Annotated in this window: 25 protein-coding genes and 1 pseudogene; 14 read left to right on the top strand and 12 right to left on the bottom strand. The window is 64.2% G+C overall.

The window, feature by feature from the left end; genetic code table 11:
- Nucleotides 1-200: 200 nt before the first annotated feature.
- The 5 genes from VGG53_RS18825 to VGG53_RS24085 all read right to left on the bottom strand — a co-directional run bounded on the left by VGG53_RS18825 (nt 201) and on the right by VGG53_RS24085 (nt 3,522).
- Nucleotides 201-395: a hypothetical protein gene (locus VGG53_RS18825; protein ID WP_331519605.1), complete on the bottom strand. Its 195-nt coding sequence runs from the start codon at nt 393-395 to the stop codon at nt 201-203.
- Nucleotides 396-477: 82 nt separating this feature from the next.
- Entirely contained in the window at nt 478-1,209 is a 732-nt protein-coding gene (locus VGG53_RS18820; RefSeq protein WP_331519604.1) for an SDR family oxidoreductase, read from the bottom strand.
- Complete coding sequence (locus VGG53_RS18815; RefSeq protein WP_331519603.1) at nt 1,206-1,646, bottom strand: VOC family protein; 441 nt, start codon at nt 1,644-1,646, stop codon at nt 1,206-1,208. The genes VGG53_RS18820 and VGG53_RS18815 overlap by 4 nt, the downstream gene beginning before the upstream one ends.
- Nucleotides 1,643-3,127 (bottom strand): NAD(P)/FAD-dependent oxidoreductase, encoded by a 1,485-nt coding sequence (locus VGG53_RS18810; RefSeq protein WP_331519602.1) that lies wholly within the window; start codon nt 3,125-3,127, stop codon nt 1,643-1,645. Before VGG53_RS18810 ends, VGG53_RS18815 begins: the two co-directional genes overlap by 4 nt.
- Nucleotides 3,127-3,522, bottom strand: a complete 396-nt coding sequence (locus tag VGG53_RS24085) for an aldo/keto reductase (RefSeq protein ID WP_414688999.1) — start codon at nt 3,520-3,522, stop codon at nt 3,127-3,129. Before VGG53_RS24085 ends, VGG53_RS18810 begins: the two co-directional genes overlap by 1 nt.
- Before the next feature lie 19 nt (nt 3,523-3,541).
- Between VGG53_RS24085 and VGG53_RS18805 the strand changes: the two genes are divergently transcribed.
- The 5 genes from VGG53_RS18805 to VGG53_RS18785 are packed head-to-tail and all read left to right on the top strand — an operon-like array spanning nt 3,542 to nt 8,742.
- Nucleotides 3,542-4,525: an alpha/beta hydrolase gene (locus VGG53_RS18805; protein ID WP_331519601.1), complete on the top strand. Its 984-nt coding sequence runs from the start codon at nt 3,542-3,544 to the stop codon at nt 4,523-4,525.
- A gap of 2 nt (nt 4,526-4,527) precedes the next feature.
- Entirely contained in the window at nt 4,528-5,376 is an 849-nt protein-coding gene (locus tag VGG53_RS18800) for an SDR family NAD(P)-dependent oxidoreductase (RefSeq protein WP_331519600.1), read from the top strand.
- 31 nt (nt 5,377-5,407) lie between these two features.
- Nucleotides 5,408-6,328 carry a ferritin-like domain-containing protein gene (locus VGG53_RS18795; RefSeq protein ID WP_331519599.1) on the top strand — a complete coding sequence of 307 codons (921 nt, stop codon included), beginning with the start codon at nt 5,408-5,410 and terminating at the stop codon, nt 6,326-6,328.
- A gap of 2 nt (nt 6,329-6,330) precedes the next feature.
- Nucleotides 6,331-7,824: an NAD(P)/FAD-dependent oxidoreductase gene (locus VGG53_RS18790; RefSeq protein WP_331519598.1), complete on the top strand. Its 1,494-nt coding sequence runs from the start codon at nt 6,331-6,333 to the stop codon at nt 7,822-7,824.
- A 3-nt stretch (nt 7,825-7,827) separates the two neighbouring features.
- Complete coding sequence (locus VGG53_RS18785) at nt 7,828-8,742, top strand: MerR family transcriptional regulator (protein WP_331519597.1); 915 nt, start codon at nt 7,828-7,830, stop codon at nt 8,740-8,742.
- Here the strand turns inward: VGG53_RS18785 and VGG53_RS18780 are convergent.
- On the bottom strand, nt 8,739-10,100 hold the full coding sequence (locus tag VGG53_RS18780; protein ID WP_331519596.1) for a salicylate synthase: 1,362 nt from the start codon (nt 10,098-10,100) through the stop codon (nt 8,739-8,741). The two genes, VGG53_RS18785 and VGG53_RS18780, sit on opposite strands and share 4 nt — an antisense overlap.
- Before the next feature lie 198 nt (nt 10,101-10,298).
- On the opposite strand from VGG53_RS18780, the gene VGG53_RS18775 reads away from it, so the two are divergent.
- Both VGG53_RS18775 and VGG53_RS18770 read left to right on the top strand, forming a co-directional pair.
- Nucleotides 10,299-10,511 (top strand): hypothetical protein, encoded by a 213-nt coding sequence (locus tag VGG53_RS18775; RefSeq protein ID WP_331519595.1) that lies wholly within the window; start codon nt 10,299-10,301, stop codon nt 10,509-10,511.
- Between the two features lie 164 nt (nt 10,512-10,675).
- The gene (locus tag VGG53_RS18770) at nt 10,676-11,860 is read left to right on the top strand and encodes a sodium-dependent bicarbonate transport family permease (protein ID WP_331519594.1); all 1,185 of its coding nucleotides are present in this window, start codon (nt 10,676-10,678) and stop codon (nt 11,858-11,860) included.
- 15 nt (nt 11,861-11,875) lie between these two features.
- On the opposite strand, the gene VGG53_RS18765 is transcribed toward VGG53_RS18770, so the two are convergent.
- Nucleotides 11,876-12,070: a ferredoxin gene (locus tag VGG53_RS18765; protein WP_331519593.1), complete on the bottom strand. Its 195-nt coding sequence runs from the start codon at nt 12,068-12,070 to the stop codon at nt 11,876-11,878.
- The gene (locus tag VGG53_RS18760) at nt 12,067-13,242 is read right to left on the bottom strand and encodes a cytochrome P450 (protein ID WP_331519592.1); all 1,176 of its coding nucleotides are present in this window, start codon (nt 13,240-13,242) and stop codon (nt 12,067-12,069) included. The genes VGG53_RS18765 and VGG53_RS18760 overlap by 4 nt, the downstream gene beginning before the upstream one ends.
- Nucleotides 13,243-13,350: 108 nt before the next feature.
- On the opposite strand from VGG53_RS18760, the gene VGG53_RS18755 reads away from it, so the two are divergent.
- Nucleotides 13,351-14,664: a cytochrome P450 gene (locus VGG53_RS18755; RefSeq protein ID WP_331519591.1), complete on the top strand. Its 1,314-nt coding sequence runs from the start codon at nt 13,351-13,353 to the stop codon at nt 14,662-14,664.
- A gap of 58 nt (nt 14,665-14,722) precedes the next feature.
- Nucleotides 14,723-15,997, top strand: a complete 1,275-nt coding sequence (locus VGG53_RS18750) for an HNH endonuclease (RefSeq protein WP_331519590.1) — start codon at nt 14,723-14,725, stop codon at nt 15,995-15,997.
- On the opposite strand, the gene hemW is transcribed toward VGG53_RS18750, so the two are convergent.
- Complete coding sequence (hemW, locus tag VGG53_RS18745; protein ID WP_331519589.1) at nt 15,994-17,166, bottom strand: radical SAM family heme chaperone HemW; 1,173 nt, start codon at nt 17,164-17,166, stop codon at nt 15,994-15,996. The genes VGG53_RS18750 and hemW overlap by 4 nt on opposite strands.
- A gap of 404 nt (nt 17,167-17,570) precedes the next feature.
- Between hemW and VGG53_RS18740 the strand changes: the two genes are divergently transcribed.
- From VGG53_RS18740 to VGG53_RS18730, 3 genes are read left to right on the top strand one after another with little or no spacing between them, the layout of a single operon-like run.
- Entirely contained in the window at nt 17,571-19,238 is a 1,668-nt protein-coding gene (locus VGG53_RS18740; RefSeq protein WP_331519588.1) for a nitrite/sulfite reductase, read from the top strand.
- The gene (locus VGG53_RS18735; RefSeq protein ID WP_331519587.1) at nt 19,235-19,960 is read left to right on the top strand and encodes a phosphoadenylyl-sulfate reductase; all 726 of its coding nucleotides are present in this window, start codon (nt 19,235-19,237) and stop codon (nt 19,958-19,960) included. Before VGG53_RS18740 ends, VGG53_RS18735 begins: the two co-directional genes overlap by 4 nt.
- Nucleotides 19,939-20,655 (top strand): sirohydrochlorin chelatase, encoded by a 717-nt coding sequence (locus tag VGG53_RS18730; RefSeq protein WP_331519586.1) that lies wholly within the window; start codon nt 19,939-19,941, stop codon nt 20,653-20,655. The genes VGG53_RS18735 and VGG53_RS18730 overlap by 22 nt, the downstream gene beginning before the upstream one ends.
- Nucleotides 20,656-20,920: 265 nt before the next feature.
- Here the strand turns inward: VGG53_RS18730 and VGG53_RS18725 are convergent.
- The 3 genes and pseudogenes from VGG53_RS18725 to VGG53_RS18715 all read right to left on the bottom strand — a co-directional run.
- Nucleotides 20,921-21,214: pseudogene (locus tag VGG53_RS18725) on the bottom strand (sensor domain-containing protein); the annotation flags it as partial.
- 403 nt (nt 21,215-21,617) lie between these two features.
- The gene (locus tag VGG53_RS18720) at nt 21,618-22,160 is read right to left on the bottom strand and encodes a hypothetical protein (protein WP_331519584.1); all 543 of its coding nucleotides are present in this window, start codon (nt 22,158-22,160) and stop codon (nt 21,618-21,620) included.
- 38 nt (nt 22,161-22,198) lie between these two features.
- Nucleotides 22,199-22,711 carry a hypothetical protein gene (locus tag VGG53_RS18715; RefSeq protein ID WP_331519583.1) on the bottom strand — a complete coding sequence of 171 codons (513 nt, stop codon included), beginning with the start codon at nt 22,709-22,711 and terminating at the stop codon, nt 22,199-22,201.
- Nucleotides 22,712-23,192: 481 nt separating this feature from the next.
- Here VGG53_RS18715 and VGG53_RS18710 point away from each other — a divergent pair, with 481 nt between their 5' ends.
- A complete protein-coding gene (locus VGG53_RS18710; protein WP_331519582.1) occupies nt 23,193-23,537 on the top strand; it encodes a hypothetical protein in 345 nt (114 codons plus the stop codon).
- Nucleotides 23,538-23,570: 33 nt separating this feature from the next.
- Nucleotides 23,571-23,813 carry a hypothetical protein gene (locus tag VGG53_RS18705; protein ID WP_331519581.1) on the top strand — a complete coding sequence of 81 codons (243 nt, stop codon included), beginning with the start codon at nt 23,571-23,573 and terminating at the stop codon, nt 23,811-23,813.
- Nucleotides 23,814-23,963 lie beyond the last annotated feature (150 nt).

Genomic DNA, 23,963 nt, shown 5'->3' with positions numbered 1-23,963 from the left:
CAACGCAGCCTTCCATGGCTCGATGAGGTGGGAAAATGAAAGCAAGTGTCGACCGCAATTCGCCTTCGGTAACCGGCAGCACCGTGGCGCGGCGGTCAGCCTTGTCAATCGCCCTCTCAGTGATTGCCGCCGGCTCCGCGATCTTCGGGGCAGGTGCAGGCCTTGCGTCCCCCTCCTGCATGGCTCCCGGAGATGCCCTGCTAGCGTTCCGCGCCGCGTAGCCCGGCGGCCAACCTCCACAGCGCCTCACGGTCGACCGAGTCGCGCTCCAGCGGGTTGATCACCCCGTCGGTGGCACCTGCATCCAGGTAGCAACGCAATTGGCGTGCAACGGTTTTCTCCGTCCCGATCGCGGCCAGGTCGACAACATTGTCAACGCCTTCTCGGGCAATCACGTTGCGGGGCGGGCCATCAGGATGATTCCGGTGGACATGTGCCAAGCAACGCGCTGTCCCGTTCGGCCATTCCGCCGGCACGCTAGCTACGCTGGTTACGCAGTCGCTGAACCTGTCCATAAGTATCGATCGGGCTGTGCAGTGCCAGACCGCCGTCGGCCAGGATGGTTTGTCCGGTGACCCAGCCCATCTCGAGCACCGCGACGATGGCTTCTGCGACATCGTCGGCCTCGCCTAACCGGCCGAGTGTTGTCCGCTGACTGAGGCCGTCCACCCATCCGGGCAGCCGCTCAGCTTGAGCCAGCATGGGCGTTTTTGTGACGCCCGGCCCCACCGCGTTGACTCGGATGCGATGCGGTCCCCATTCGCTTGCTGCGACGCGGACGAGCATGTCCACCCCGGCCTTGGAGACGCAGTACGCGCCCATGTCCCGGTCGGCGACGGTGCCGCTGATGCTCGACACGGCGACGATGGATCCGGAGCTGCCGCTGTCGATCATCGCCTGCGCTACCGCCCGCATCGTCAGCCAGGTTCCGGTGAGGTTGACGTCGATCACTCGTTTCCAGTCGGCGGGATCCTGCGCGATCAACATCCCGGAGGCACCAACGGCGGCACAGGCCACCAGACGATCCGGAGCCCCGACCGTGGCCAGGGTCTGCTCCAGCGCAGCGGCCACGGCGTGGGGATCGCTGATGTCACAGGCAATGTCGCCGCCGCGCAGATCCCAGGTGATGACGTCGTGCCCGGCTTTTCGTAGTCGACCCGCGACAGCGCTGCCGATGCCCGAGGCGCCGCCGGTGACGATGGCGCTCACCGCGCCGGGCCGATCAGTTCCACGCGGACACCGTCCGGCGCTGTGATCACCGCCATCTGAACCTGCTTTCCGTGCGGTGCGGGGACGTCAATCTGCCGTACATCATCGGTGAATCCCAGATCGGCCAGCCGACGAAGCGTCGGCTCTATGTCGCGGTTCAGCGAGACCAGGAAGAATCCTGGCGCCGGGCCCGCTGTCGGCTCACTGGCAGGTGACGGATTGTCGAACACCACCAATTCGACGATGCCGCCGTCTGGCGCGTCGGGGTCGCCGAGAAAGATTGACCGCAGGGTGTCGGTTGTGGCGCCGAACAGGGTAGGCCAATCACCGGTGAAGACGTGATCGAAGAGGATCGCCAGGCCCAGGCCTGCGCGCCAAAAGCTGAGTGCGCGTTCGACATCGGTTGTCACGATCGCCGTATGGTGGACACCGGTCATGCGCTGCCAGCCTCTGCTTCGAGCTTCGAATGTTGGAGACGGGTGTCGAAGGCGTCCAGGTCGACTGCGGCCAGTCGCTGCGCAAACATGCTTCCGCTGTAGGGGAATTGGGTGACCACTTTGCCGCTGGGATGACGAAAGTAGTTGTTGCAGTTCGCCGTCCATACAGATCCGACCAACGCCCGCTGGATCTCGGCGTTGAAGGCGTCGTGCACGGAGCGTTTGACCTCGACTGCCCGAACCGCTTCTCGGCTCATCGTATCGAGTAGTCGCCGCACGAATTCGGCTTGTGCTTCCAGGATGTAGATCATCGAGGTGATCCCGTTGGTGTTCGGTCCGTACAGCGTGAACAGATTCGGATAGCCGGGCACCACGGTGCCCAAGTACGCCTCCGCACCGTCGCGCCAGTCGTCGTGCAGTCGTCGGCCGCCGCGGCCGTAGACATCCAGACTGCTCAGATAATCAGCAGCCCTGAAGCCGGTTCCGAAAATCACGGTGTCGGCCGGGTGCTCCACGCTGTCGGCGGTGCGCAGACCGCGTTCGGTGAACGCGACAATCGCAGCTGTCTCCAACGTGACATTCGGTAAGTCGAACACCGGGAACCACGTTTTCGACTGCAGCGGCCGCTTGCAGCCAACCGGGTAGTCGGGCAACAGCTTCGAGCGCAACTGCGGATCGCGCACCTTTTTCATCAGGTAGTTGTACGACATGTCGGTCAGCATCTTGGTCATGTCGGATCCGGCGCCGAAATCGGCCGCCTCGTACTGTTGGAAGGCCGCATCCCGGACCTTGAGCGCTTCGGCGCGATCACTGGCGAACAACTCGTGCTGCTCGCTGGTGAACGGGTCATCGAACCGCGGAGCCACCCATATCGGTGTGCGCTGGAATACGGTCAGATGCTTGGTGTCCGCGGCAATGGCAGGGATGTACTGCACGGCGCTGGCGCCGGTTCCGATCGACGCAACATGTTCTCCTGCGGTGGATTTCGAATGATCCCATCGCGACGAGTGGAAGACTCTGCCGGCAAAATGCTCCCTGCCCGGGAGTGCCGGCATATTGGGGACATCGAGCATGCCGACGGCGCTGACAAGAACATCGACCTGGTGCCGACTGCCCTGCGCGGTCTCGATCGTCCATCGCGAGTCGGCGTCTGACCACCGCGCGGCGGTCACGGTGGTGTCGGCTTGCAGGTGCTGGCCGAGTCGGTGATCGTGTGCGACCTGCTCCAGGTAGGCCAGGATCTCCGGCTGGTTCGCGTATGTCTTGCTCCAGTAGGGGTTGAGCGCGAAGGAAAACGAGTAAAAGTGTGACGGCACATCGCATGCGGCGCCGGGATAGGTGTTGTTGCGCCACGTTCCACCGAACCCGTCACCGCGCTCGAAAATGGTGAAATCGTAGCCGGCGTGGGCTAATTGGATGCCCATCGCGATACCGCCGGGGCCGGCTCCGATAATGCCGACCCGCAGCTTAGGTTTCGACATCACCAGCTCCGGCGAGATCCCGCTGCGCGAGTATGACGGCGGCCATACCCCGCAATGTTACATATCACACCGCATATGTAAAACAGCCCAGCGCCGGTGGTGCTTGGCGGCGCGCCGGAGCAAATGAAGCGATCAATTGCCGGGCGGGACTGGGGGTGGTACGGATGCGACTCGGCCTCGACCACGGCCGGCTTGAGTCTGGCGGTGTCGATGATCCTCTTGGCACCTTCGACGTCAATGTCGGAGAGCCCTATCGCTCCGGTGAGTCCTTCGTCGACAAGGTTCTCCATGGCCGCCCACGTTTCCTCCAGAGGCTTAAATCTCCGTTTGGTACCACGCCCCCGCTCGTTCCGCGATCCCGACACACCAACGTTGCCATTGACGAATGTCACCATTTTGTGTTGACTCATTCGCATGACGGACGCTGTGCCGGCCCGCGGATCACTGCGATCGCGCGCCGCGGCGCTGGTGAGCACGCTGACATTGCGCCAAGTCAGCGCGGTATTACCGCCCGAGCAACGCTGGGGCCTGTGGCTCTCGCGACGAATCGTGGCCGGCGTCATGGCTGCCTTCGGACCTTCACTGGCCGGGACCCGCATCGAACACATCGACGTGCAACACGACGGGCGTCGCGTTCTCGGTGAATGGGTGCGTGCGCCTGGCGTGCCTGCCAGGCCCGGCGCCATCTACTTCGTCCACGGCAGCGGCTTCGCGTTGTGCTCGCCGCGAACGCACCGTCGGCTGACATCGTGGCTGTCCCGGTTGACCGGACTGCCGGTGTTCGCCGTCGACTATCGTCTGGCGCCCCGGCACCGCTTCCCGACTGCAGCCGAGGACGTGCGCGCCGGCTGGAACTGGCTCACCAGTCACGAGCCAGCCGAACGCGTGGTGATCGCCGGTGATTCGGCGGGCGGCCACCTGTCGGTGGATCTGCTGCTTCAACCCGCCATCGCCACCAATGGCCCGGCTGCCCTGGTGCTGTTCTCGCCGCTAATCGACCTCACGCTTGAACTTGCCCGTGCGGGTGAGGATTTACGCCGCGACCCGGCGATCCGGGCCGGCGACGCCGCCCGCCTGGTCGCGCTGTACAGCACCGGCATCGATCCCGCGCACCAACGCCTGAAGCTCGACGTCGCCGGCGGACCGGCGCTGCCTCCGACACTCATTCAGGCCGGCGGCGCCGAAATGCTGTTGGCCGATGCGCGGCACCTGGCCGCCGACATCCGCACCGCCGGCGGCCGTTGCACGCTTCAGGTGTGGCCGGACCAAGTGCACGTGTTCCAGGCACTGCCCCGGCTGGTACCTGAAGCTGTCAAGGCGATGGCGCAGGTCGCGCGATTCATCGACACCTCGATGCGAGACAACGGTATTGAGTCCATATCCGGAAAGGCAGGCTGAGGATGATCGGACCGTTCGGCAAATCGCCCAAAGTAAGCCGCAACGCGCGTGCGGTGGTGACCGGTGCGGGCAGCGGTATCGGCGCGGCGTTCGCGGTCGAATTGGCCCGCCGCGGCGGCCGGGTCGTCTGCAGCGACATCGACGAGGTCGCCGCAAAAAGAACGGTCAGCACGATCACCGACAACGGCGGCGATGCCATCGCAATCACCTGCGACGTGACCCGATTCGACGACGTTCAAGAGTTGGCCACGCAGTCGCAGTCGTGGTTCGGCGCCGCACCCACGCTGGTGATCAACAACGCCGGTGTCGGGTCTGGCGGCGCCCCGATCGGCGAACTCCCGCTTGACGATTGGCAGTGGGTGCTCGGCATCAACCTGTGGGGCCCCATCCACGGATCCCACGTATTCGCGCCGATTCTCCGGTCAGCCGGATCGTCGGATGTTCCGCGAGGCATCATCAACGTCGCCTCCGCGGCCGCGTTCGGCGCGGCGCCCGGCATGGGCGCCTACAACGTCAGCAAGGCCGGCGTGCTGATGCTGTCGGAGACGCTGGCGGCCGAATTATCCGGCAGCGGAGTCAAAGTCACCGTGTTGTGCCCCACCTTCGTCAAGACCAACATCATCGAGTCCGGCCGCCTCTCGGCTGACGCGACTCGACTCGCCAACCAACTGATGGGGCGGACCGGGTTCACCGCGACCAAGGTCGCGCGCGTCTGCCTGGATGCCCATGACAACGGCCACCTGTACTGCATGCCGCAACTCGAAGCCAAGATCGGCTGGAACATCAAACGACTAGTGCCGGGCACCTACACGCGCGCGGTCGGTCTGCTATCCCGGTTTGCCCCGCACTGACAAAGACCAATCCAACGAAGGAGCGGCAGCTATGAGTATCGACATGGAAGCGATGCTGGCCAAGATCAAGGATCGTCAGTGGGCGCTGGCCGACATCGACTGGGCCGCACCGGGCGCCGAAACGATCACCGACGAACAGCGGCCGCAGCTCAAGTCGTTCATGGCCGACCTGTGCTGGATCGAGAACATCGGCGCCAGAGGCTTTGCGGCGCTGGCCAAGAAGGCACCCACACCGACCATCGCCGAGATCTATCGCTACTTCCATGCCGAGGAGCAGCGGCACGCCAATGCGGAGCTGGCGCTGATGAAGCGCTGGGGCATGCTCGAGGACGGTGAAGTTCCCGAGCCGAACGTGAACATCCGGCTGGCCATCGACTGGCTGGACCGCTGGGCCGACGACATGCCGCTCTCTCTGCTCGGCACCGTCATCCCGATGCTCGAAGTGGCGCTGGACGGTGCCCTGTTGAAGTTCCTGCTCGACGAGGTGCACGACCCCGTTTGTCACCAGGCGTTCGAGAAGATCAACAATGACGAATCACGGCATTTGGTCGTCGATTTCGAAGTTCTCGACATGATCGGGCACGCGAAGATCCGACGGCTGCTGATCGACTTCTTCGGTCACAATGCCACTCCGGGTCTCATCATCGGCGCGGTCATGGGTGCACCGCTGATCAACCGGATCCGCAACGAGATTACCGCCATGGGTATGGAGCCCGAGCGGCTTTACCGGGCCGTGAAACGATTCAAAGAGCTCGGCGACCGCGGCGAACACACCAGGCGGGTACCGACTTACCGGTTCCTGAGGCGCTACGCCGGGGTGGTCACAAATCCGCGCCACCCGTACCACCTGCTGGCGAATTCCATGGTGTGGCTTTCCGACCGGTATCCGCGGCCCCTGCTGCCGTCGGTACCTACGTGGGTCAGAGAAGTCACCCACGAGCCGGCGGCGTGATCATGGCCAAAACCCACACCTATGCGACGCTTGTCGTCGGAGCCGGCTTCAGCGGGCTCGGCGCTGCAATCAAACTGGCCCAGGCCGGCGTCGAGGACGTCGTCATCCTGGAGCGCAGCGACCGGGTCGGCGGAACCTGGCGCGACACCAGCTATCCGGGTGCCAGCTGTGACATCCCGTCGCTGTTGTACTCGTTTTCCTTCGTCAAGAATCCCACCTGGTCGCGGACCTACTCACCGGCGGACGAAATCCGCAGACACATCGAGGACCTGGCCACCCGGTTCGACGTCCGTCGCCGTATTCAGTTCGGCCAGGAAGTCACCGGCCTGTCCTTCGACGAGCAAGCCGGGGCGTGGACGGCAACCACGGCTACTCGCAAGCGTTTTCGGGCCCGCACCGTCGTACTGGCATCCGGGCCGCTACCTGACTCCAGCTTCCCCGATATCCGCGGCATCGATTCGTACCGCGGCCACAAGATCCACAGCGCCCGGTGGGATCACGACTACGACTTCACCGGCAAGCGAGTCGGGGTGATCGGCACCGGTGCCAGCGCGATCCAGATCATCCCCGAGTTGGTCAAGCAAGCCGAATTCGTCAAAGTCTTCCAGCGCACCCCGGGCTGGGTGCTGCCCCGGTGGGACATCGCCACTCCCCCCGCCGTGCAAACGGTGTTCGCCAAAGCTCCTGCGGTTCAACAACTCGCGCGCCAGGCGTTGTATTGGGGGCATGAGGCCAGCGCCACGGCCCTGGTGTGGAACACTCCGTTGACCTCCCTGGTCGCCCGACTCGGCCGTCTGCACCTGCGCCGGCAGGTCAAAGACCCGTGGCTACGCCGCCAGCTGACTCCCGACTTCACCCCGGGCTGCAAGCGGATGCTGGTCTCCAGCGACTATTACCCCGCCCTGCAACGCGATAACTGCAAGCTGATCGACTGGCCGATCGCGACGTTGAGCCCGGTGGGTGTGCGCACCAGCGACGGGATCGAACACCACCTGGACTGCATCGTGTTCGCCACCGGTTACGACGTGCACCTGACCGGTCCGCCGTTCCCGGTCACCGGCCTGGGTGGACGCTCGCTGAGCGCCGAATGGGCCGACGGTGCACAGGCTTACAAGAGTGCCAGCGCGCATGGCTACCCGAACCTATTCTTGATGACCGGCCCGAACTCCGGGCCGGGCCACAACTCGCTGCTGATCTACATCGAAGGCCAACTCGACTACGCCATCCGCGGGATCACCACCATCCTGGACAGCAACTTGCGTTACCTGGATGTTCGCCAGGATGTGCAGCGTCGCTACAACCAACGCATCCAGCGGCGGCTCACCAAGACCACGTGGATGTCGGGTTGCAGCAGTTGGTATTTGACTAAGGACGGACACAACGTGTCGATGTACCCGGGGTTCGCCACCCAGTATCTTCGGCAGATGCGCGATTTTCAGTACGCCGACTACGACGCCGTCGAACACGCGGTCGGCCGCGTCAGATCATCCGCCTGATCGATGGCACCCGACCGACCGCTCCGTGCCGAAACCGGCACTATCGCCGGCATTTTGGCGAACCTGCGGCGTGCTCCCAAACGGGTTCGGCGACAGTCGCGGGAGGTCATCGAAAGCGCGGTGACGCAGTTGTTCGATGCCGCGGTCCGGCACCCGCACGGCGCACTGGGCTCCGGGGAATATCGCATCGACGACCTGGCCCGGCTGGCCGGCACCACCACCCGCAACATCCGGGTGTACCGCGACCGTGGGCTGCTACCGCCGCCGTTGCGGGTCGGGCGGATCGCCTTGTTCAACGACACCCACCTGACCCGGTTGCGGCTGATCACCTCGATGCTGGACCGCGGCTACAACATCGCGCACGTCCGGGAGATGCTCAGCGCCTGGGAGGAGGGCAAGGACCTCGGCGACGTGCTCGGGCTGGAAACCGCGATCGTGGGTACCTGGACCACCGAGAAGTCTCAGACCATGCCGTTAGGCGAAGCCCAACGAATGATCAACGACGCCAAAGCATTCGATCGCCTGGTGGGACTGCAGATCATTCACGTCGATGACGCGCAGGCCACCATCACGCGGCCGAAATTGATCGAGGCGTTCAACGAGATCCGCGGCTACGGGATGGACCTGGACAAACTCATCGACCTGCACGAGCACATCGTTCCGCTGATCGACCAGATCAGCGAGATGCTGGTGCGCGCCGGAGCCGAACACGTCGCCGACCGGATCAAACCCCGCGAAGCCCTGCCCGCCGACACCGAAATCGCGGAGCTGATCACCATGCTGGTCCGTTTTCGCACCCAGGCCGTCGCATCCGTCACCGCCACCCTGGCTTCGTCGATCGAATCCACCATCGAGTCGTTGGTCAGCCAGATCCTGGCCGAATACTTGGAGCAATCGTCGGACGCCGACGTCGGCTAACGCAGCGGGCGACGCGCCACCAGGTGTGGCGCCAGCGTGGCCAGCTTCTCGCAGGTCTCCTCGAACTCGCGGTCAGGAGTCGACGCAGCGATGATGCCGGCCCCGGCGCGCAGCCAGGTTCGCCCGTCGCGTTGGTAGACGGTGCGCAAGGTCAACGCGGCATCGAGTCCGCCGTCAGCCGAAAACATCACTACCGCACCGGAATACAACTCCCGCGGGCTCTCATCGAGACGCAGGATGGCGTCCACGCCGGCCGCCTTGGGGATGCCGGATGCGGTGACGGCGGGAAACAACGTCTCCAGCGCGTCCATCCGGTCTTTCGACGCGTCGAGCCGGCCGGTAACCGTCGAACCGAGATGCTGCACGCTGCCGCGTTCACGCACAGTCATGAAATCAACGACCGCAGAGGTACCGAATTCGGCAACCTCCTCGATCTCCTGTAGCGAACTGCGCACCGACATGGCGTGTTCGACGATTTCTTTGGAATCGGACTCCAGATCCTCGCGGGCCTGGCGGTCGCGCGCGGCGCCGAGGCCCAGCGCCCGGGTGCCGGCCAGCGGCTCGGTGACCACCACGCCATCGTCGCGCACCGCTGCCACCAGTTCGGGGCTGTAGCCCAGCGCCCGAAACCCGCCGAGCTGCAACAGGAATGAACGCGCCGGGGTGTTATGCCGCCGGCCCAGCCGATATGTGGACGGAAAGTCCAGCGCGAAGGGCACATCGACACACCGGGACAGGATCACTTTGTGATATCGGCCGGCGGCGATCTCGCTGATGGCTGCGCCAACCCGGGCCCGGTAATCCGTGGTGTCCACTGTGACGTCGACAGCGGACGCGGTGGGGGTAGGGGTCGGGCCCGCGCCGAGCACTCGGCTGACGATTTCGCGCTGGCGATCGTCGGCGTTGAACAACTGGACCGTCGCGTCGGTGACGACGATGCGGGTGCGGGGCCAAAACACCCGCGCCAACGGAGTCTGCGGTGGCAGCCGCTCCTGTAGTCCGAAGCGATAAGCGCCGAATTCGAAGGCGATCCAGCCGAAGGCCTGATCGGTCTCCAGCAACAGCCGGTCGACAGCCTCGCCGAGCACCCGCCCCGGTCGGCCCGCCCATGTCTGTCGCTGCGTTGCACCCTCGCGGATGATGCGCAGTTCGTCGCAATCCAGTTCGATCGAGGCCAGCGCGCCGATCGCCAGCATCCACTGGCCGTCGCGCTCGTAGAGCAGGTATTGCTCGCCGTCGCGCTCGGGCAGCGCGGCAACCAGCTCGGCCGCCAGGTCGGCGGGGGCGATGTCGGCCGGCAACGGAAATGGCAGAGACGCGACGTCTGGCGCACTGGCGTCGACACCGACTTGGGTCACGCTTAGTAAATGTAGCCTAACCTATGATCGGGCGGACAGCTCCGGTAGCCGAAGGCCCCTTACCTGGCGGTCTATGTGCACTGATGGTCATGCAACGTTTCCGCGCCGTTCACGCCCCCGCCCCACAATGGGGTCTGGTACGGCGGCAATCCGATCGTAGGATCGTTCGAGGCCGCGCTCAGACGAGAGGACAGCATCGTGTTCGTTATTCGACTCCTTGACGGAGAAGAGGTCCACGCGGCCGACGGCGACAAGCTCACCATCAACGAGCAGACCGGCGTGCTCAGCGTTTTGCGGATCGACGGGTTCGAAGAAGTCACAACGCACTTTTCGCCGTCGGCGTGGGCGTCGGTGACGCACCGTGTTAAGGAGCCCGTCGTCCGGCGGCCACTCGTCGGCGCCAAGAAGTAAGACGCCGTTCACCTTCACAGCGCTTTCCCAGTACTTTCCCAGCATCTGAGTGCGATCTGCCATATACCCAGCGCCGCACCATGATTAGGCTCTGAAGGAATTCAAGGCCTCCACGGCGGCGGTCACGAACGGTGAGCTAGCTGCGCGTATCAAGGGAGATTGCGATGCTCCTAGAGTTCTGGGAGAACTTCCGGCACAACCTCTTCAAGCCGCTGTTGTTGTTTTTCTACCTTGGCTTCTTTATCCCGATTCTCAAGGTGCAATTCGAGTTTCCCTATGTGCTCTATCAGGGCCTGACGATGTACCTACTGCTGGCCATCGGCTGGCACGGCGGTGAAGAGCTCGCCACGATCCATGTATCGAGCATTGGCAACATCTTTGGGTTCGTCGTCATCGGGTTCCTGCTCAACTTCCTGATCGGTTTTCTCGCCTACTTGCTCCTGACCCGTACGACGAAGATGCGGCGGATCGATCGGGCGACGGTCGCCGGCTATTACGGGTCGGACTCGGCAGGCACGTTTGCAACCTGTGTGGGTGTCCTTGCGACTGTCGGGATGGCGTTCAACGGTTTCATGTCGGTGATGTTGGCCGTGATGGAGATGCCCGGTTGTCTGGTGGCGTTGTATTTCGCAGCGCGGCTACGGCAGAAAGGTATGGACGCGCGGGGGAACATGCCGGACGAGGCCGGTTACACCCAGCCGGCGAGGGTGGGACCGGGCGCGGCCAGCCAGCTGGGGCTCGCGCAGGAGACCAAGCGCGCCCTGAAAGGGCCGGACCAATCCGACGACGACGATGGGGCTGACACAAAGACGCGCGTGGGCACGGTCGCGCTGCTCAGAGAGGTCTTGCTCAACCCGGGCCTCTATCTGCTCTTTGGTGGCATCATCATCGGCCTGATCAGTCGGTTGCAGGGACCAAAGGTGGTGCACGACAACGACCATGTCTTTGTAGCCGCCTTCCAGGGCGTGCTTTGCCTCTTCCTGCTCGAGATGGGAATGACTGCCTCGCGACGATTGAAGGACTTGAAGAGCGCGGGGCCCGGTTTCATCGCCTTCGGTCTGCTGGCACCCAACGTGTTCGCCACAGTCGGGCTCGTCGTCGCCCATGCCTACGCTCATCTCATCCATACCCAGTTCGAGCCGGGCACTTATATCCTGTTCGCCGTGCTCTGCGGCGCGGCGTCATACATCGCTGTACCCGCAGTCCAGCGACTGGCGATCCCCGAGGCGAGCCCGACCCTGCCACTGGCCGCGTCGCTGGGTCTGACGTTTTCCTACAACGTCACAATCGGGATCCCGGTGTATATCGAGATCTCGCGCCTCATCACACCGTGGTTCCCGACCGGCTGACGCGATTGGGCGTTGTCAGCGTGTCAACCTGATCGCACCCTCGGGGCAATTCTTTTCGGCGTCGGTGGCCCGGGCCTCGAGGTCACCGGAGACGTTATCGACCAGCACGATCGAGTGCCCGACCTCGTCGGCGTCAAAGACTTCCGGCGCCAGGCTGTAGCAACGCCCGTGACCGACGCAGCGATCTGCATCGACACCGACGTGAATCATGGGGCGGGGACCGGGAACGTCAGCGGCAGTGACTCCACCGACCGCAGCGCGGCGGTATAGGTCAACTCGGTGCCGGGCTTGATCTCGTAATCGGGTATGCGACGGTGGAATTCGCGCAACGCCACCCGCAGTTCCATCCGGGCCAGGTGGGATCCCAGGCAGCGATGCGGGCCGCCGCCAAATGCGCGATGCCGGTTCGGGTTACGACGGAAGTCGACAAGTTCCGGATCGGGAAATTCGGCCGGGTCGGTGTTCGCCGCACCCAACAGTGGGCTTACCCGCTCGCCCTTGGCGATCGGGCACCCGCCGACCTCGACATCTTCGGTGGCTACTCGCACGACGCCGGGAACCGGTGTCTCCCAACGCAATAACTCCTCGATGGCGCTCGGCAGAACGTCGGGTTGCTCGACAAGCTGGTGACGATGATCAGGGTGCCGGGCCAGATAAACGAAGAAGCAGTCGAGTGAATCCGTCACCGTGTCCAGCCCGGCGATCAGGAACAGGAAGCAGATGTCGAGGATCTCGTCGTGCGTCAGAGGTTCTCCCGCGACCCTGGCCGCGATCAGGGCGGACAGCACGTCGTCGCGTGGGCCGGCGATGTGGTCGTCGATGGCGCGCTCGAAGTAGTCGTAGATCTGTAGCGCCGCCGGTGCCGCGGTCTCCTGGCGGCGCTCGTATCCGGACGCGCCCTCCGGGCGGATCACGGCGTCCTTCCACTCCAAGAATTGGTCCAGGTCTTCCAGCGGCAGACCTAGCAGCTGCAGAAACACCGTGCACGGCAGCGGCACGGCGAACTCCTCGTGGAAGTCGCATTCGCCGCGGTCGGCGAAGCGGTCGATCATCTCGTTCACCAGCTCGGTGACGCGTGGTTCACGCCGGGCCATCTCGCGCGGGGTGAACAGCGGATCAAGGATCCGGCGATATTTGGCATGCTCTGGCGGGTCGATCTGCAGCGGAATCAGCGGCCGGATGTTGCCAAGATCGACGGCTTCCATGCTCGACGAGAACAACTCGGTGCGCTTGAGCGCCATCTCGATATCGGCCAGCCGGCTGAGCACGACCGCCTGTGGCGACCGGAATACCGGGTTGGACTCGCGCAGCGCCTTGTACATCGGCTGCGGCTCGGCGAGACCCGCCACCGCCTGGTCGACAAACCCTTCGGTTTCTGTCATGCAGTCAGACTGACATCAAACGGCAGCGTTCGAGCAAGGATCCGCAGTTATTGATTGACAGGACACGCCTCGCTACTTTGACGAAAGCATCGTTGGAGGGAGCTCCGGATGAAACGATCGTGGCAGCTGCGACTGCACTGGCTGACCGGATACGGGATCCCGCGGACAGCGTGCAGATTGCTGGCCCGCAGAGGTGATCCTGTTGCCAAACTTCTGATCGACACCAGCCAAGCCCCGAACGTCTGTGCACTCACCGAGCAGATTCGCGCCCGCGGACCAATATCGCCTTTCGCGAGAGCCGGCTGGGTCACCGCCGACGCGCACGTCGTCCGAGAGATTTTGCGTGACAATCGATTCCGGACAGTCAAGCCGCACGACCGCTCCCGTCTACGCCCGATTCAATGGGTAATCGCGAAAACAAATCCCGGCATCCTCAACCCTCTGGAGCCGCCATCGATGCTCTTCGTCGATCAGCCCGAACACACCCGGTTGCGCCGCTTGGTGATGCGCGGTTTCACTCCTCGCGCGATCGACGGTCTGCGCGCAAGGATCCAAGAGGTGGCCGACCGTGAACTCGACGCCCTTGCAAACGAATCAGAGTCCGACCTGGTCGCCGCATACACCTCACGAATTCCTATCGCCGTCATTGCCGCCATGCTCGGTATCCCCGACGACGACGTCAGGTACCTCCAGCAGACGAGTGGACCGGGAACCCGCCTCGTGAGCAGCGCCATACCGTCATGGCGCGACTACCTCGGCGCGGTGCACGCACAAGACCAACTCGACGCCTACCTCGATATGCACATTGCACGGCTGCGTCGAAGCGGCGGCGACAACAGCGTCCTCTCAGAGGTGATCCGCGACGACAGCCTCACCCACTTCGAGGTCAAGACGGCCGCGATGTTGCTTCTGGGCGCGGGATTCCTCACGACCACTCATATGCTCGGCAATGCCATCGTGACACTGCTACACCACCCCGACCAGCTGGCCCGGCTACGCGCAAATCCTGACCAGTGGCCTCAGGCGATCGAGGAGCTCATCCGATATGCCGGCCCGTTTCTCTGGACCGTTCGGATTGCGAGCGAAAGCGCGGAGATCGGCGGGAAGACGGTACGACCCAACCAACCGGTGTATCTACTCTTCTGCGGAGCGAATCGAGATCCCGCGGTTTTTCTGCACCCCAACGAATTCGATACGACTCGCAGTAATGCCCGCGAGCACGTCGCGTTCGGTACCGGTATCCACGTCTGCCTAGGCGCCACGCTCGCGCGGATGGAACTGCGGATCGGTTTGCAATCGCTTTTCGACCGCTTCCCACACCTCGCCCTGGCCGGCCAGCCGGAGTGGTACGACAGCATCGCCGTGCACGGTTACCAATGCCTACCAGTCACGCTGCGACCACAAACCGGCGTCGCGGCTTGACCGCTCCCAAACGCAACGTGACTGGAAGGCGTCAGTGGAATCGTGTATCATCGAACACATGTTCGAACAAATGGCTGTTATCGACCCCTCTCTCGAGGAATCAGCGCTGGTCGAGCGGATTGCAGAACTGGAGCGCGTCAAGGCCGCCGCGGCCGCCGGCCAAGCCCGGGCGGCAGCCGCGTTAGATGCGGCACGTCGGACTGCCGAAGCCGCGGCAGGGGTGCCGGTAGCCCGCCGGGGTCGCGGGGTGGCCAGCGAAGTTGCGCTGGCGCGGCGGGATTCACCAGCCCGCGGCAGTCGACATCTCGGATTTGCCAAGGCTCTGGTGCACGAGATGCCGCAAACGTTGAGCGCTTTGGAGCATGGCCTGCTGTCGGAGTGGCGAGCGACGCTCATCGTGCGGGAAAGCGCCTGTCTGGACGTCGAGGACCGTCGAGCCCTCGACGCCGAATTATGTAGCGATCCGTCCGCCTTGGAGGGTATGGGCGATGCTCGGGTGGCCGCGGCCGCGAAAGCGATCGCTTACCGGCTCGATCCGCACGCCGTCGTCGACCGGGCCGCCAAAGCCGAAACCGAGCGGACGGTGACCATTCGGCCCGCACCCGACACCATGACATACCTGACGGCGCTGTTGCCGGTGGCCAAGGGCGTATCGGTATATGCCGCCTTGCGCCGCGCCGCCGACACCACGTTCGACGGCCGCTCCCGCGGCCAGGTCATGGCCGATGCTCTCGTCGAGCGCGTCACTGGTCAGCCGGCCGATGCGGCCAGCCCAATCGCGGTCAACCTGGTGTTGTCCGACCACACGTTGCTCAGCGACGACACCACTCCGGCCGATATCTGCGGGTACGGGCCAATTCCGGCGGCGGTTGCCCGTGGATTGGTGTCCGCCGCCGTCACCGACCCACGGTCACGCGCGACACTGCGCCGGCTCTACACCCACCCCCGGTCAGGGGCGCTGGTGGCGATGGAGTCACGCGCCCGGCGGTTTCCCCGCGGCCTGGCCAGCTTCATCGGGCTGCGCGATCAACGATGTCGAACGCCCTACTGCGACGCGCCGATCCGGCACCGCGACCACGCCAACCCGCACGCCAGAGGCGGGCCAACCGCAGTTGGCAACGGGCTGGGATCATGCGAACGCTGTAACTACGCCAAGGAGGCATCCGGCTGGCGGGTCAGCACGGACGTTGACGAAAGCGGCAGTCACACAGCGGAATTCGTTACTCCGACCGGTGCACAGTATCGCTCGGGCGCACCTCCGCGTATCCCGGCGATCACCATCAGCGACCTCGAAGTCAGCATCGGCATCGCGCTCGCTCGACACGCGGCCTAACCCAACAGGTTGCGCACGATCCCGTCGGCGAGTAGCCGCCCCCGGTTGGTAAGCACCAGGCGCTCGCCGTCGTGCGTGAGCAAGCCCTCCTCGACAGCGATACCGGCCCGCTCGCGCTCGGCGTCGTCCAACAGTTCGAGTGGCAGGCCCTGGCGCAGCCGTATTTTCAGCAGCACGTCCTCCGTGTGGCGGCTGGTGGCATCCAGCTGTTCGAAACCGGCAACGGGTAGCGCGCCACCGTCCAGGATCTGCGCATAAGCGTTGGGATGCTTGACATTCCACCAGCGCGTCGGATCAACAAAGCTGTGCGCGCCCGGGCCGGCGCCCCACCACTGTCCGCCGTCCCAGTAGCCCAAATTGTGTCGGCACTCCCCTCCCGGCCGACTCCAGTTCGACACCTCGTACCAGTCGAACCCGGCCGCCGACAGCTGCTCGTCCACCAGCTCGTAGCGATGCGCAAGAACGTCGTCGTCGGGGGCGGCCAATTCGCCGCTGCGGACCCGGCGGGCCAACGCGGTGCCGTCCTCGACCACCAGCGCGTAGGCGGACACATGATCGACGCCGGTGTCGATCGCGGTGTCGACCGATCGCAATAGGTCGTCGTCGGACTCCCCCGGAGTGCCGTAAATGAGATCGAGGCTGACATGTTCGAACCCTTCGGCCAGCGCCTCGCGGGCCGCCGCTGCCGATCGGTTCGGCGTGTGGATCCGGTCGAGAACGCCGAGCACATGCGGCGCCACCGACTGCATGCCCAGCGACACCCTCGTGCAGCCGGCCGCGCGGGCGGCGGCGAAAAAATCCGGCCATGCCGACTCCGGGTTGGCCTCGGTCGTCACCTCGGCATCGGCGGCCAACTCGAAGTTGTCGTGCACCGACCGCAGCAAGGTGGCCAGTCGCTCGCCACCCAGCAACGACGGCGTCCCGCCACCGATGAATACGGTTTGCAGCATCGGTGCGTCCAGCCGAGCAGCCGCCAGTTCGAGCTCGGATCCCAGCTTCTGCAGCCATGCATCGGGGTTGACCCCACCCAGCTCGGCCGGGGTGTAGGTGTTGAAGTCGCAGTAGCCGCAGCGGGTGAAGCAGAACGGCACGTGAACGTATAAACCGAACGGCCCGCCGGTGCTCAACTGCAGATCCGGGAGGCCGACTGGCGCAGAGGATGCCGTCACGTCATCTCAATATTCCCGAGTACCGGCCCAACCTCCAGCGCCGGGGTCCGCTGACGGCCGGCAGCGGCATCTTTGGCAGCGAAGTCTGCGAAACCATTGCGGCATGTCCCAGGCTTGGTACGTACTTTCGATCACTATGAGCGAAATTCCCCCCTGGTAGTTATGGCCAGCGACATCCGTGGCACAATGGCCGAGTGACCGTCGCCCACCGCAGCCAGATCCGTATCGCGTTGGTGGCGCGTCGGCACGTCGATTTCAAGCGTGTCTGCAGCTGTCGCTGTCTGGCTTGACCTCGTAGACCCCGCCCACCTGTATTTCAGCTGGCTCCCGGATCTGCGTCGCCGGGACAGCCACCGGTGATTCGCGCGGTCCCAGCCGGCTCCTCCATTTAAGGAGATTGCCGCATGACGTCCCCCCGCCCCGCCAAGAGCCGCAGCGAAGGCCAGTGGGCGCTCGGAGAGCGTGAGCCGCTCAACCCCAACGAGCAGTTCAAGCAGGACGACGACGCACTCAACGTGCGCGATCGAATCGTCAACCACTACTCCACCGCCGGTTTCGACAGCATCGACAAGGACGACCTGCGCGGCCGCTTCCGCTGGATGGGTCTCTACACCCAGCGCGAACAGGGTTACGACGGCAGCTTCACCGGCGACGAGAATGCCGATCTGCTCGAGGCCGAATACTTCATGATGCGGGTGCGGTGCGACGGGGGCGCGTTGTCCACCGCGGCGCTGCGCACACTCGGAGAGATCTCCGTCGAGTTCGCTCGGGACACCGCCGACATCTCTGACCGCCAGAACGTGCAGTACCACTGGATCCGGATCGAGGACGTGCCCGCGATCTGGCAGCGCTTGGACGCCGTCGGACTGCAGACCACCGAGGCGTGCGGTGACTGCCCTCGTGTGGTGCTGGGCTCCCCGCTGGCCGGTGAATCGCTCGACGAGGTGCTGGACCCGACATGGGCTATCGACGAGATCGTTCGCCGCTACATCGGCAACCCGGACTTCTCCAACCTGCCGCGCAAGTACAAGACCGCGGTCTCGGGTCTGCAGGACGTCGCGCACGAGATCAACGACATCGCGTTCATCGGTGTCCACCATCCTGAGCACGGAGCGGGCTTCGACCTGTGGGTTGGCGGCGGTTTGTCCACCAATCCGATGCTGGCGCAACGGGTTGGGGCGTGGGTGCCGGAACAGGAGGTCCCCGAAATCTGGGAAGCCGTCACCTCTGTCTTCCGTGACTACGGCTACCGGCGACTTCGGGCGAAGGCCCGGATGAAGTTCCTCATCAAAGACTGGGGCATCGAGAAATTCCGTGAGGTGCTCGAAACCGAATACCTCAAACGCAAACTCATCGACGGTCCGGCGCCTGAGCCCGTCAAGCATCCGGTCGATCACGTCGGCGTGCAGCGGCTGAAGAACGGGCTCAACGCCATCGGGGTGGCGCCGATCGCCGGACGCGTGTCGGGCACCATCCTGACCGCGGTCGCCGACCTGGCCGAGCGCGCCGGTTCCCAGCGGGTCCGGTTCACCCCGTACCAGAAGCTGATCATTCTCGACGTTCCCGACGACAAGCTCGAGGAGCTGATCGCCGGTCTGGACGCGCTGGGTCTGCCGTCGCGACCGTCGCATTGGCGCCGAAACCTGATGGCCTGCACCGGTATCGAATTCTGCAAGCTGTCGTTCGCCGATACTCGGGTGCGTTCGCAGTCGCTGGTTCCCGAGCTGGAGCACCGGCTCGATGACCTCAACGCTCAACTGGATGTGCCGGTCACCGTCCACATCAACGGCTGCCCCAACTCGTGTGCCCGTATCCAGATTGCCGATATCGGTTTCAAGGGACAGATGGTCGACGACGGCCACGGCGGGTCCGTCGAAGGATTCCAGGTACACCTGGGTGGCAGCTTGGGGCTCGACAGCGGCTTTGGGCGAAAACTCCGACAGCACAAGGTCACCAGCGACGAGCTCGGCGATTACATCGACCGCGTGGTGCGCAACTTCGTCAAGCAACGCGACGGCGATGAACGGTTCGCGAACTGGGCGACGCGTGCCGACGAGGCGGACCTGCGATGAGCACCGAAGCGGAATTACGAGAACTGGCCGAGCAAGGCGCCGCCGAGTTGGAGGGCGCGAGCGCCACCGACTTGCTGCGCTGGACCGATAAAAACTTCGGCGGCGTCGGCGGACCCCGGTCCACCGCGACCTGCAACTACGTGGTGGCCTCCAACATGCAGGACGCCGTGCTCGTCGATCTGGCCGCCAAGGTCCGCCCAGGAGTGCCAGTGCTGTTCTTGGACACCGGATATCACTTCGTGGAGACCATCGGCACCCGCGATGCGGTCGAGGCTGTCTACGACATACGGGTACTCAACGTCACGCCCGAGCACACCGTCGCCGAACAGGATGAATTGCTGGGCAAAGACCTGTTCGCCCGTAAGCCCAGCGAATGCTGCCGGCTACGCAAGGTCGCCCCACTGTCCAAAGCGCTACGCGGCTACTCCGCATGGGTGACCGGTCTGCGGCGGGTGGAGGCACCGACCCGCGCCAACGCGCCGCTGGTCAGCTTCGACGAGGCTTTCGGGCTGGTGAAGATCAACCCGTTGGCCGCATGGTCCGACGACGAGATGCAGGACTACATCGACGAGAACGATGTCCTGGTCAATCCGCTTGTCTACGAAGGTTATCCGTCGATCGGCTGCGCGCCTTGCACGGCCAAGCCCGTCGAGGGCGCCGACCCGCGAAGCGGGCGCTGGCAGGGGCTGTCGAAAACCGAATGCGGGTTGCACGCGTCGTGACGACCCTCGTGCTGACCGCGCATGGCAGCGCAGATCCGCGGTCGGCGACCAATGCCCGGGCCGTGGCGAATCAGATTCGCTTCATGCGGCCCGGCCTTCGGGTGCGGGTGGCGTTCTGCGACCTGAATAGCCCCCGCCTGCCCGACGTCCTCACGCCGGGCGCGGTGGTCACTCCGTTTCTGCTGGCCGACGCCTACCACGCACGCATCGACATCCCCCGGCAGATCGCCGAGTGCGATGTCGCCGCACGACAGGCTGACGTGCTCGGCGAGGACGACCGGTTGGTGACCGTGCTGCACGAGCGGCTGGCCGAACTAGGCGTCAGCAAGCGTGACCCGCAGCTGGGCGTACTGGTCGTCGCGATCGGCTCGACGCATGCCGCGGCCAACGCCCGCACCGCGCGGGTTGCGGACAAACTCATCGCGAGCACTCAATGGGCTTGTGCGACAACCGGGTTCGCCACCGGCCGCGGACCGTCACCGGCCGAGGGCGTGAATCAGTTACGCCGCAAGGGCGCCCGCCACGTCGTGATTGCACCGTGGTTTCTGGCACCCGGGCGGCTAACGGATCGAGTGCTGGAATACGCTGCGGCGGAAGGCATTCCGATGGCAGTGCCGCTCGGTGGGCACCGGCTGGTGGTCGAGACGGTGCTGGATCGCTTCGATGCGGCGGTTGCCGAGCGGATAGCGGCGTGAGTTGACGGCACCGTCGCTTAAAGTAACCTCACCCTTAGGCGATTTCCCACCGTCGGAAGAACTCAGCATGGCCAAACTTCCGCGTAGAACCGTTCGAGGATATAGGTGACCCGGCGATCCTGCTTAACGGAGATCGCGACGGGATCCGCGTTTTTTTATCCGCCGTGCAAGAAGCGGTTTTACTGCTGGCTGAAGCTCACCGAATAATCACATGCTCGGTGTTGTGCTCAACCAACGCCGCAATCCCGCGTGTGGCGGCCACCCGTCATTTGATGCGATCAGCGATTGCCTGAGCGACGGTGCGCGCGGTCTGCTCTGGCTGTTCGACACCTAGCGCGGCGACGTTGATGAGCGTTGAGGACTTTACTTGATAAATGACTCCCCACGCATCTGTATTTAACGCCGCCGTGGAGGGATCGGTGTTCTCGATTGTGTAGTTATAATTCCGCACGTGCAGTGGAGGGCACGCTTTCAAGGTGGTCAAGAGACGGTCAAACGCGTTGCGGGCTGTGGCCTCGTCTGGATAGACGGCCACCGCCTGGCCGACGTCGGCCATTGCGCCAACCGAGTTTTGCCCTGTCCTTTGTAGATGTTTGCGCTGTAGGTCTCTGAGTCAAATTGGATCCAATTACCGTCGAAAGCGGTCTGCTGGTCAAATACCGCCTGGCATGGGGGTGGATTGTTCGAGCTAAAGTGTCGTGGCTGATGCGTGTCGGATCCTGGCGCTGCAACGAGGGTGCTTACTCCGGCGATGCGGCGCACGTCTTCGACCCTGACGATTAGTGCATGTGCGATGATCCCTGGTGTTGGTTTGCCGCTTTGGCGGACCGCTGTGTTCGGGTGGCTGCAAGCGGGTATCGCCATCACGGTACTGCAGCCGATTACCGCCGCCATAGCTGCTGTGATCAACCTTTTTAGAAATGACCTTCTGGGCGCGATTTGTCCGTCGATTCGCGAATATTTCAATCTTCAGGCCACGACTTCGCTGCAAACATGAACAGTCCCCAGCTGAATCCCGCGCCGTAACTTTCTCCATTCCATGGGAATTCGTACTCCTCGTATCCAGGCAGAAGTTCGTCAAACAGGGGCCATTGGCGGCCGTGCCTCATAGGGCCAAACCGCTCGGTGAACTCGCTGACATCCATGCTCCAAATAGGCAGTTCAGTAGGACAATCGACACTTGAGGAATCGTGCCGCGCGTGCCAATACCGCGCCGACTCTAGGAGCCCGTCTTTACCAGCGACGGCCTTGAACTCGAATCCAGGCCAGAATACGCTGCTGTATTCGAGTGATGGGGAATCCGACTCTGCGATGCCTAGAAGATTCTTCAGACTTTCAAACCCGGAGGCTTTGTCGCCAAGGGCTTCGCCTATCCGTACATGTACACGCTCCGCGTCATCGACGGATAGTCCGTGTTCAGCCAATTTGGCTTCCAATTGGGCTTCCTTATGCGACATTCGCATTCTTAGCTTCATCGTCATGAGTAGGTAGATTTCGAGGTTCATGACCGCGGTATTCGAGACTCTATTCATCGCTTATCCATCTATTTACCAAGGTAGCGCAAGAATTGGGTAAGGTCGCCTTTAAACACTGTAGCCGTCCCATCCGAATGTATGACCATTGCAACACCCTGATCTATCCGCGCGGGTAGAACCATCTTTGTTCCATCAGGAAGGCTGGCAATTCCCCCCGTGTCACCGAACGCGCCTTTTGCGGCAATGTCGATCACCTCCGCCGCCTGCTCCTGACTGAGGTGCAAGCCAGTCACCTTGTCCGCCAAGGTTTGAAGCTGCCCGGAGCCCTTCGGGAGAGCCGAGACCTCTCTGGCAATTTCGTTGGCCTGGTCGGCGAGACTGGGACTTGAAGGTCCGCCCGGCTGCGGTTGAGAACTGGGCCCTTGGTGCACCGGTTGTTGTGGTGCTGGTTGTGTCCAGGACGGTGCCTGGGTATTAGCTGTTGTGGCGGGTGTGTATTCGACGTTCCAGGACCCTAGTCTGCCCTGTAGTTGTTCTGCCCATGCGTTGTAGTAGTCGGCCTCGGCGTTGTAGTCCAGCACCGCTGGCAGATTGGACGGGCTGGGCGGGTTGGAATTGTGCTGCTGTATTAACCGTTCCAAGTCGTTCAATTCGTTCTGCGCGTCTACCACCGACTTCGGTAGCGGGGGCAGCGCCCATGACGGAGAAGTGGGGGGGCGTAGCGGCGGCTCGCCCGGCTCCGGTGGTGGCGGAACTGGTGGGCGGGTATCGAGGGGTATTGCCGCGGGTGGGGCTTGGGGAGCCTGGCCGGGTGAGTAGCCGGGCATCTGCGTGCCGGGGCCGCCGGAACCCTCAGGGCCGCCGCTACCTGTGGACGGTCCGGGCGGGCCGTCCTGTGGTGCCGACGGCTGCGGCGGGTTGTGTGGTGGCGGTTGTTGGGGTTGGGGTGGTGGGTTGAGGGTGTGGGCGAGGTCGCCGCTGTTGGGCAGCGGTCGCTGTTGGGGCGGCATTGGGGGGATGGGTCGTGGGATGTCGGGTGGGACGTAGGCCAGCGGTTGGGTGGTGGTGGCCAGCCCGGAGGTGGCGGCGGTGGTGGTCAGGGACATGGCTGAGACCGGGCCGCGCAGTGCTGAGGCGTTGAGCATGCCCGGGGCCAGGCCGGTGGCGCGTCCCGCGCTCGGTGGCGGGGGCGGGGAAAACGGTTGGGCCGGTGGGGTGAAACTGGTGATCCCGGGCGCGGCCGGCATCGGCGTCGGCGGGCGCATCAGTTGCGCGATCGGCGGCTGTGCGGCCGTGGGTGGTACCGGCGGCGGGGTCATCAGGTTCGCGTTCGGGGACGGGGCGAACATCCCCGACGAGGACGGTGCTGGGGCCATCGACTGGGCCGGGGTCGGCGGCGCCATCTGATGCACCGGGGCCATCGGTTGGGCCGGGACGCTGGTGGCCGAGGACCCCGAGGAACTGATCGCGCTCATCGCCGCCGCCGGCAACGCCGCCGCCGGGGAGGCCACCGCACTGACCCCGGAGCTGACCATCCCGACGGTGGCCTGCATCCCACTGAGCGCGGCACTCTCGGCGACCGAGGCGGCCGCGACCGCCACCGCCGCGATCGATCCCCCCGAGATCGCCGGCGTCGACGGCATCATCAACGCCGCCCCCAACCCCTCCAACGCCGCCCCATAGCGCACCCCCGCGGCAGCGTTGTTGGGCCACATGAACCCGAAATACTCCAGATTCAAATCCGCGATCCGCGGCGTCAACGCCCCCCACACCATCGGATTGATCACCTCATCGGCGGCTTCCTCGAACCGGTTCGCATGCGCCGGCGGGGCC

The sequence above is a fragment of the Mycobacterium sp. genome, from assembly GCF_036490025.1.
Classification (GTDB): domain Bacteria; phylum Actinomycetota; class Actinomycetes; order Mycobacteriales; family Mycobacteriaceae; genus Mycobacterium.
The sequence above is the reverse complement of the archived record's forward strand: the minus strand, read 5'-3'. Positions and strand labels throughout refer to the sequence as shown.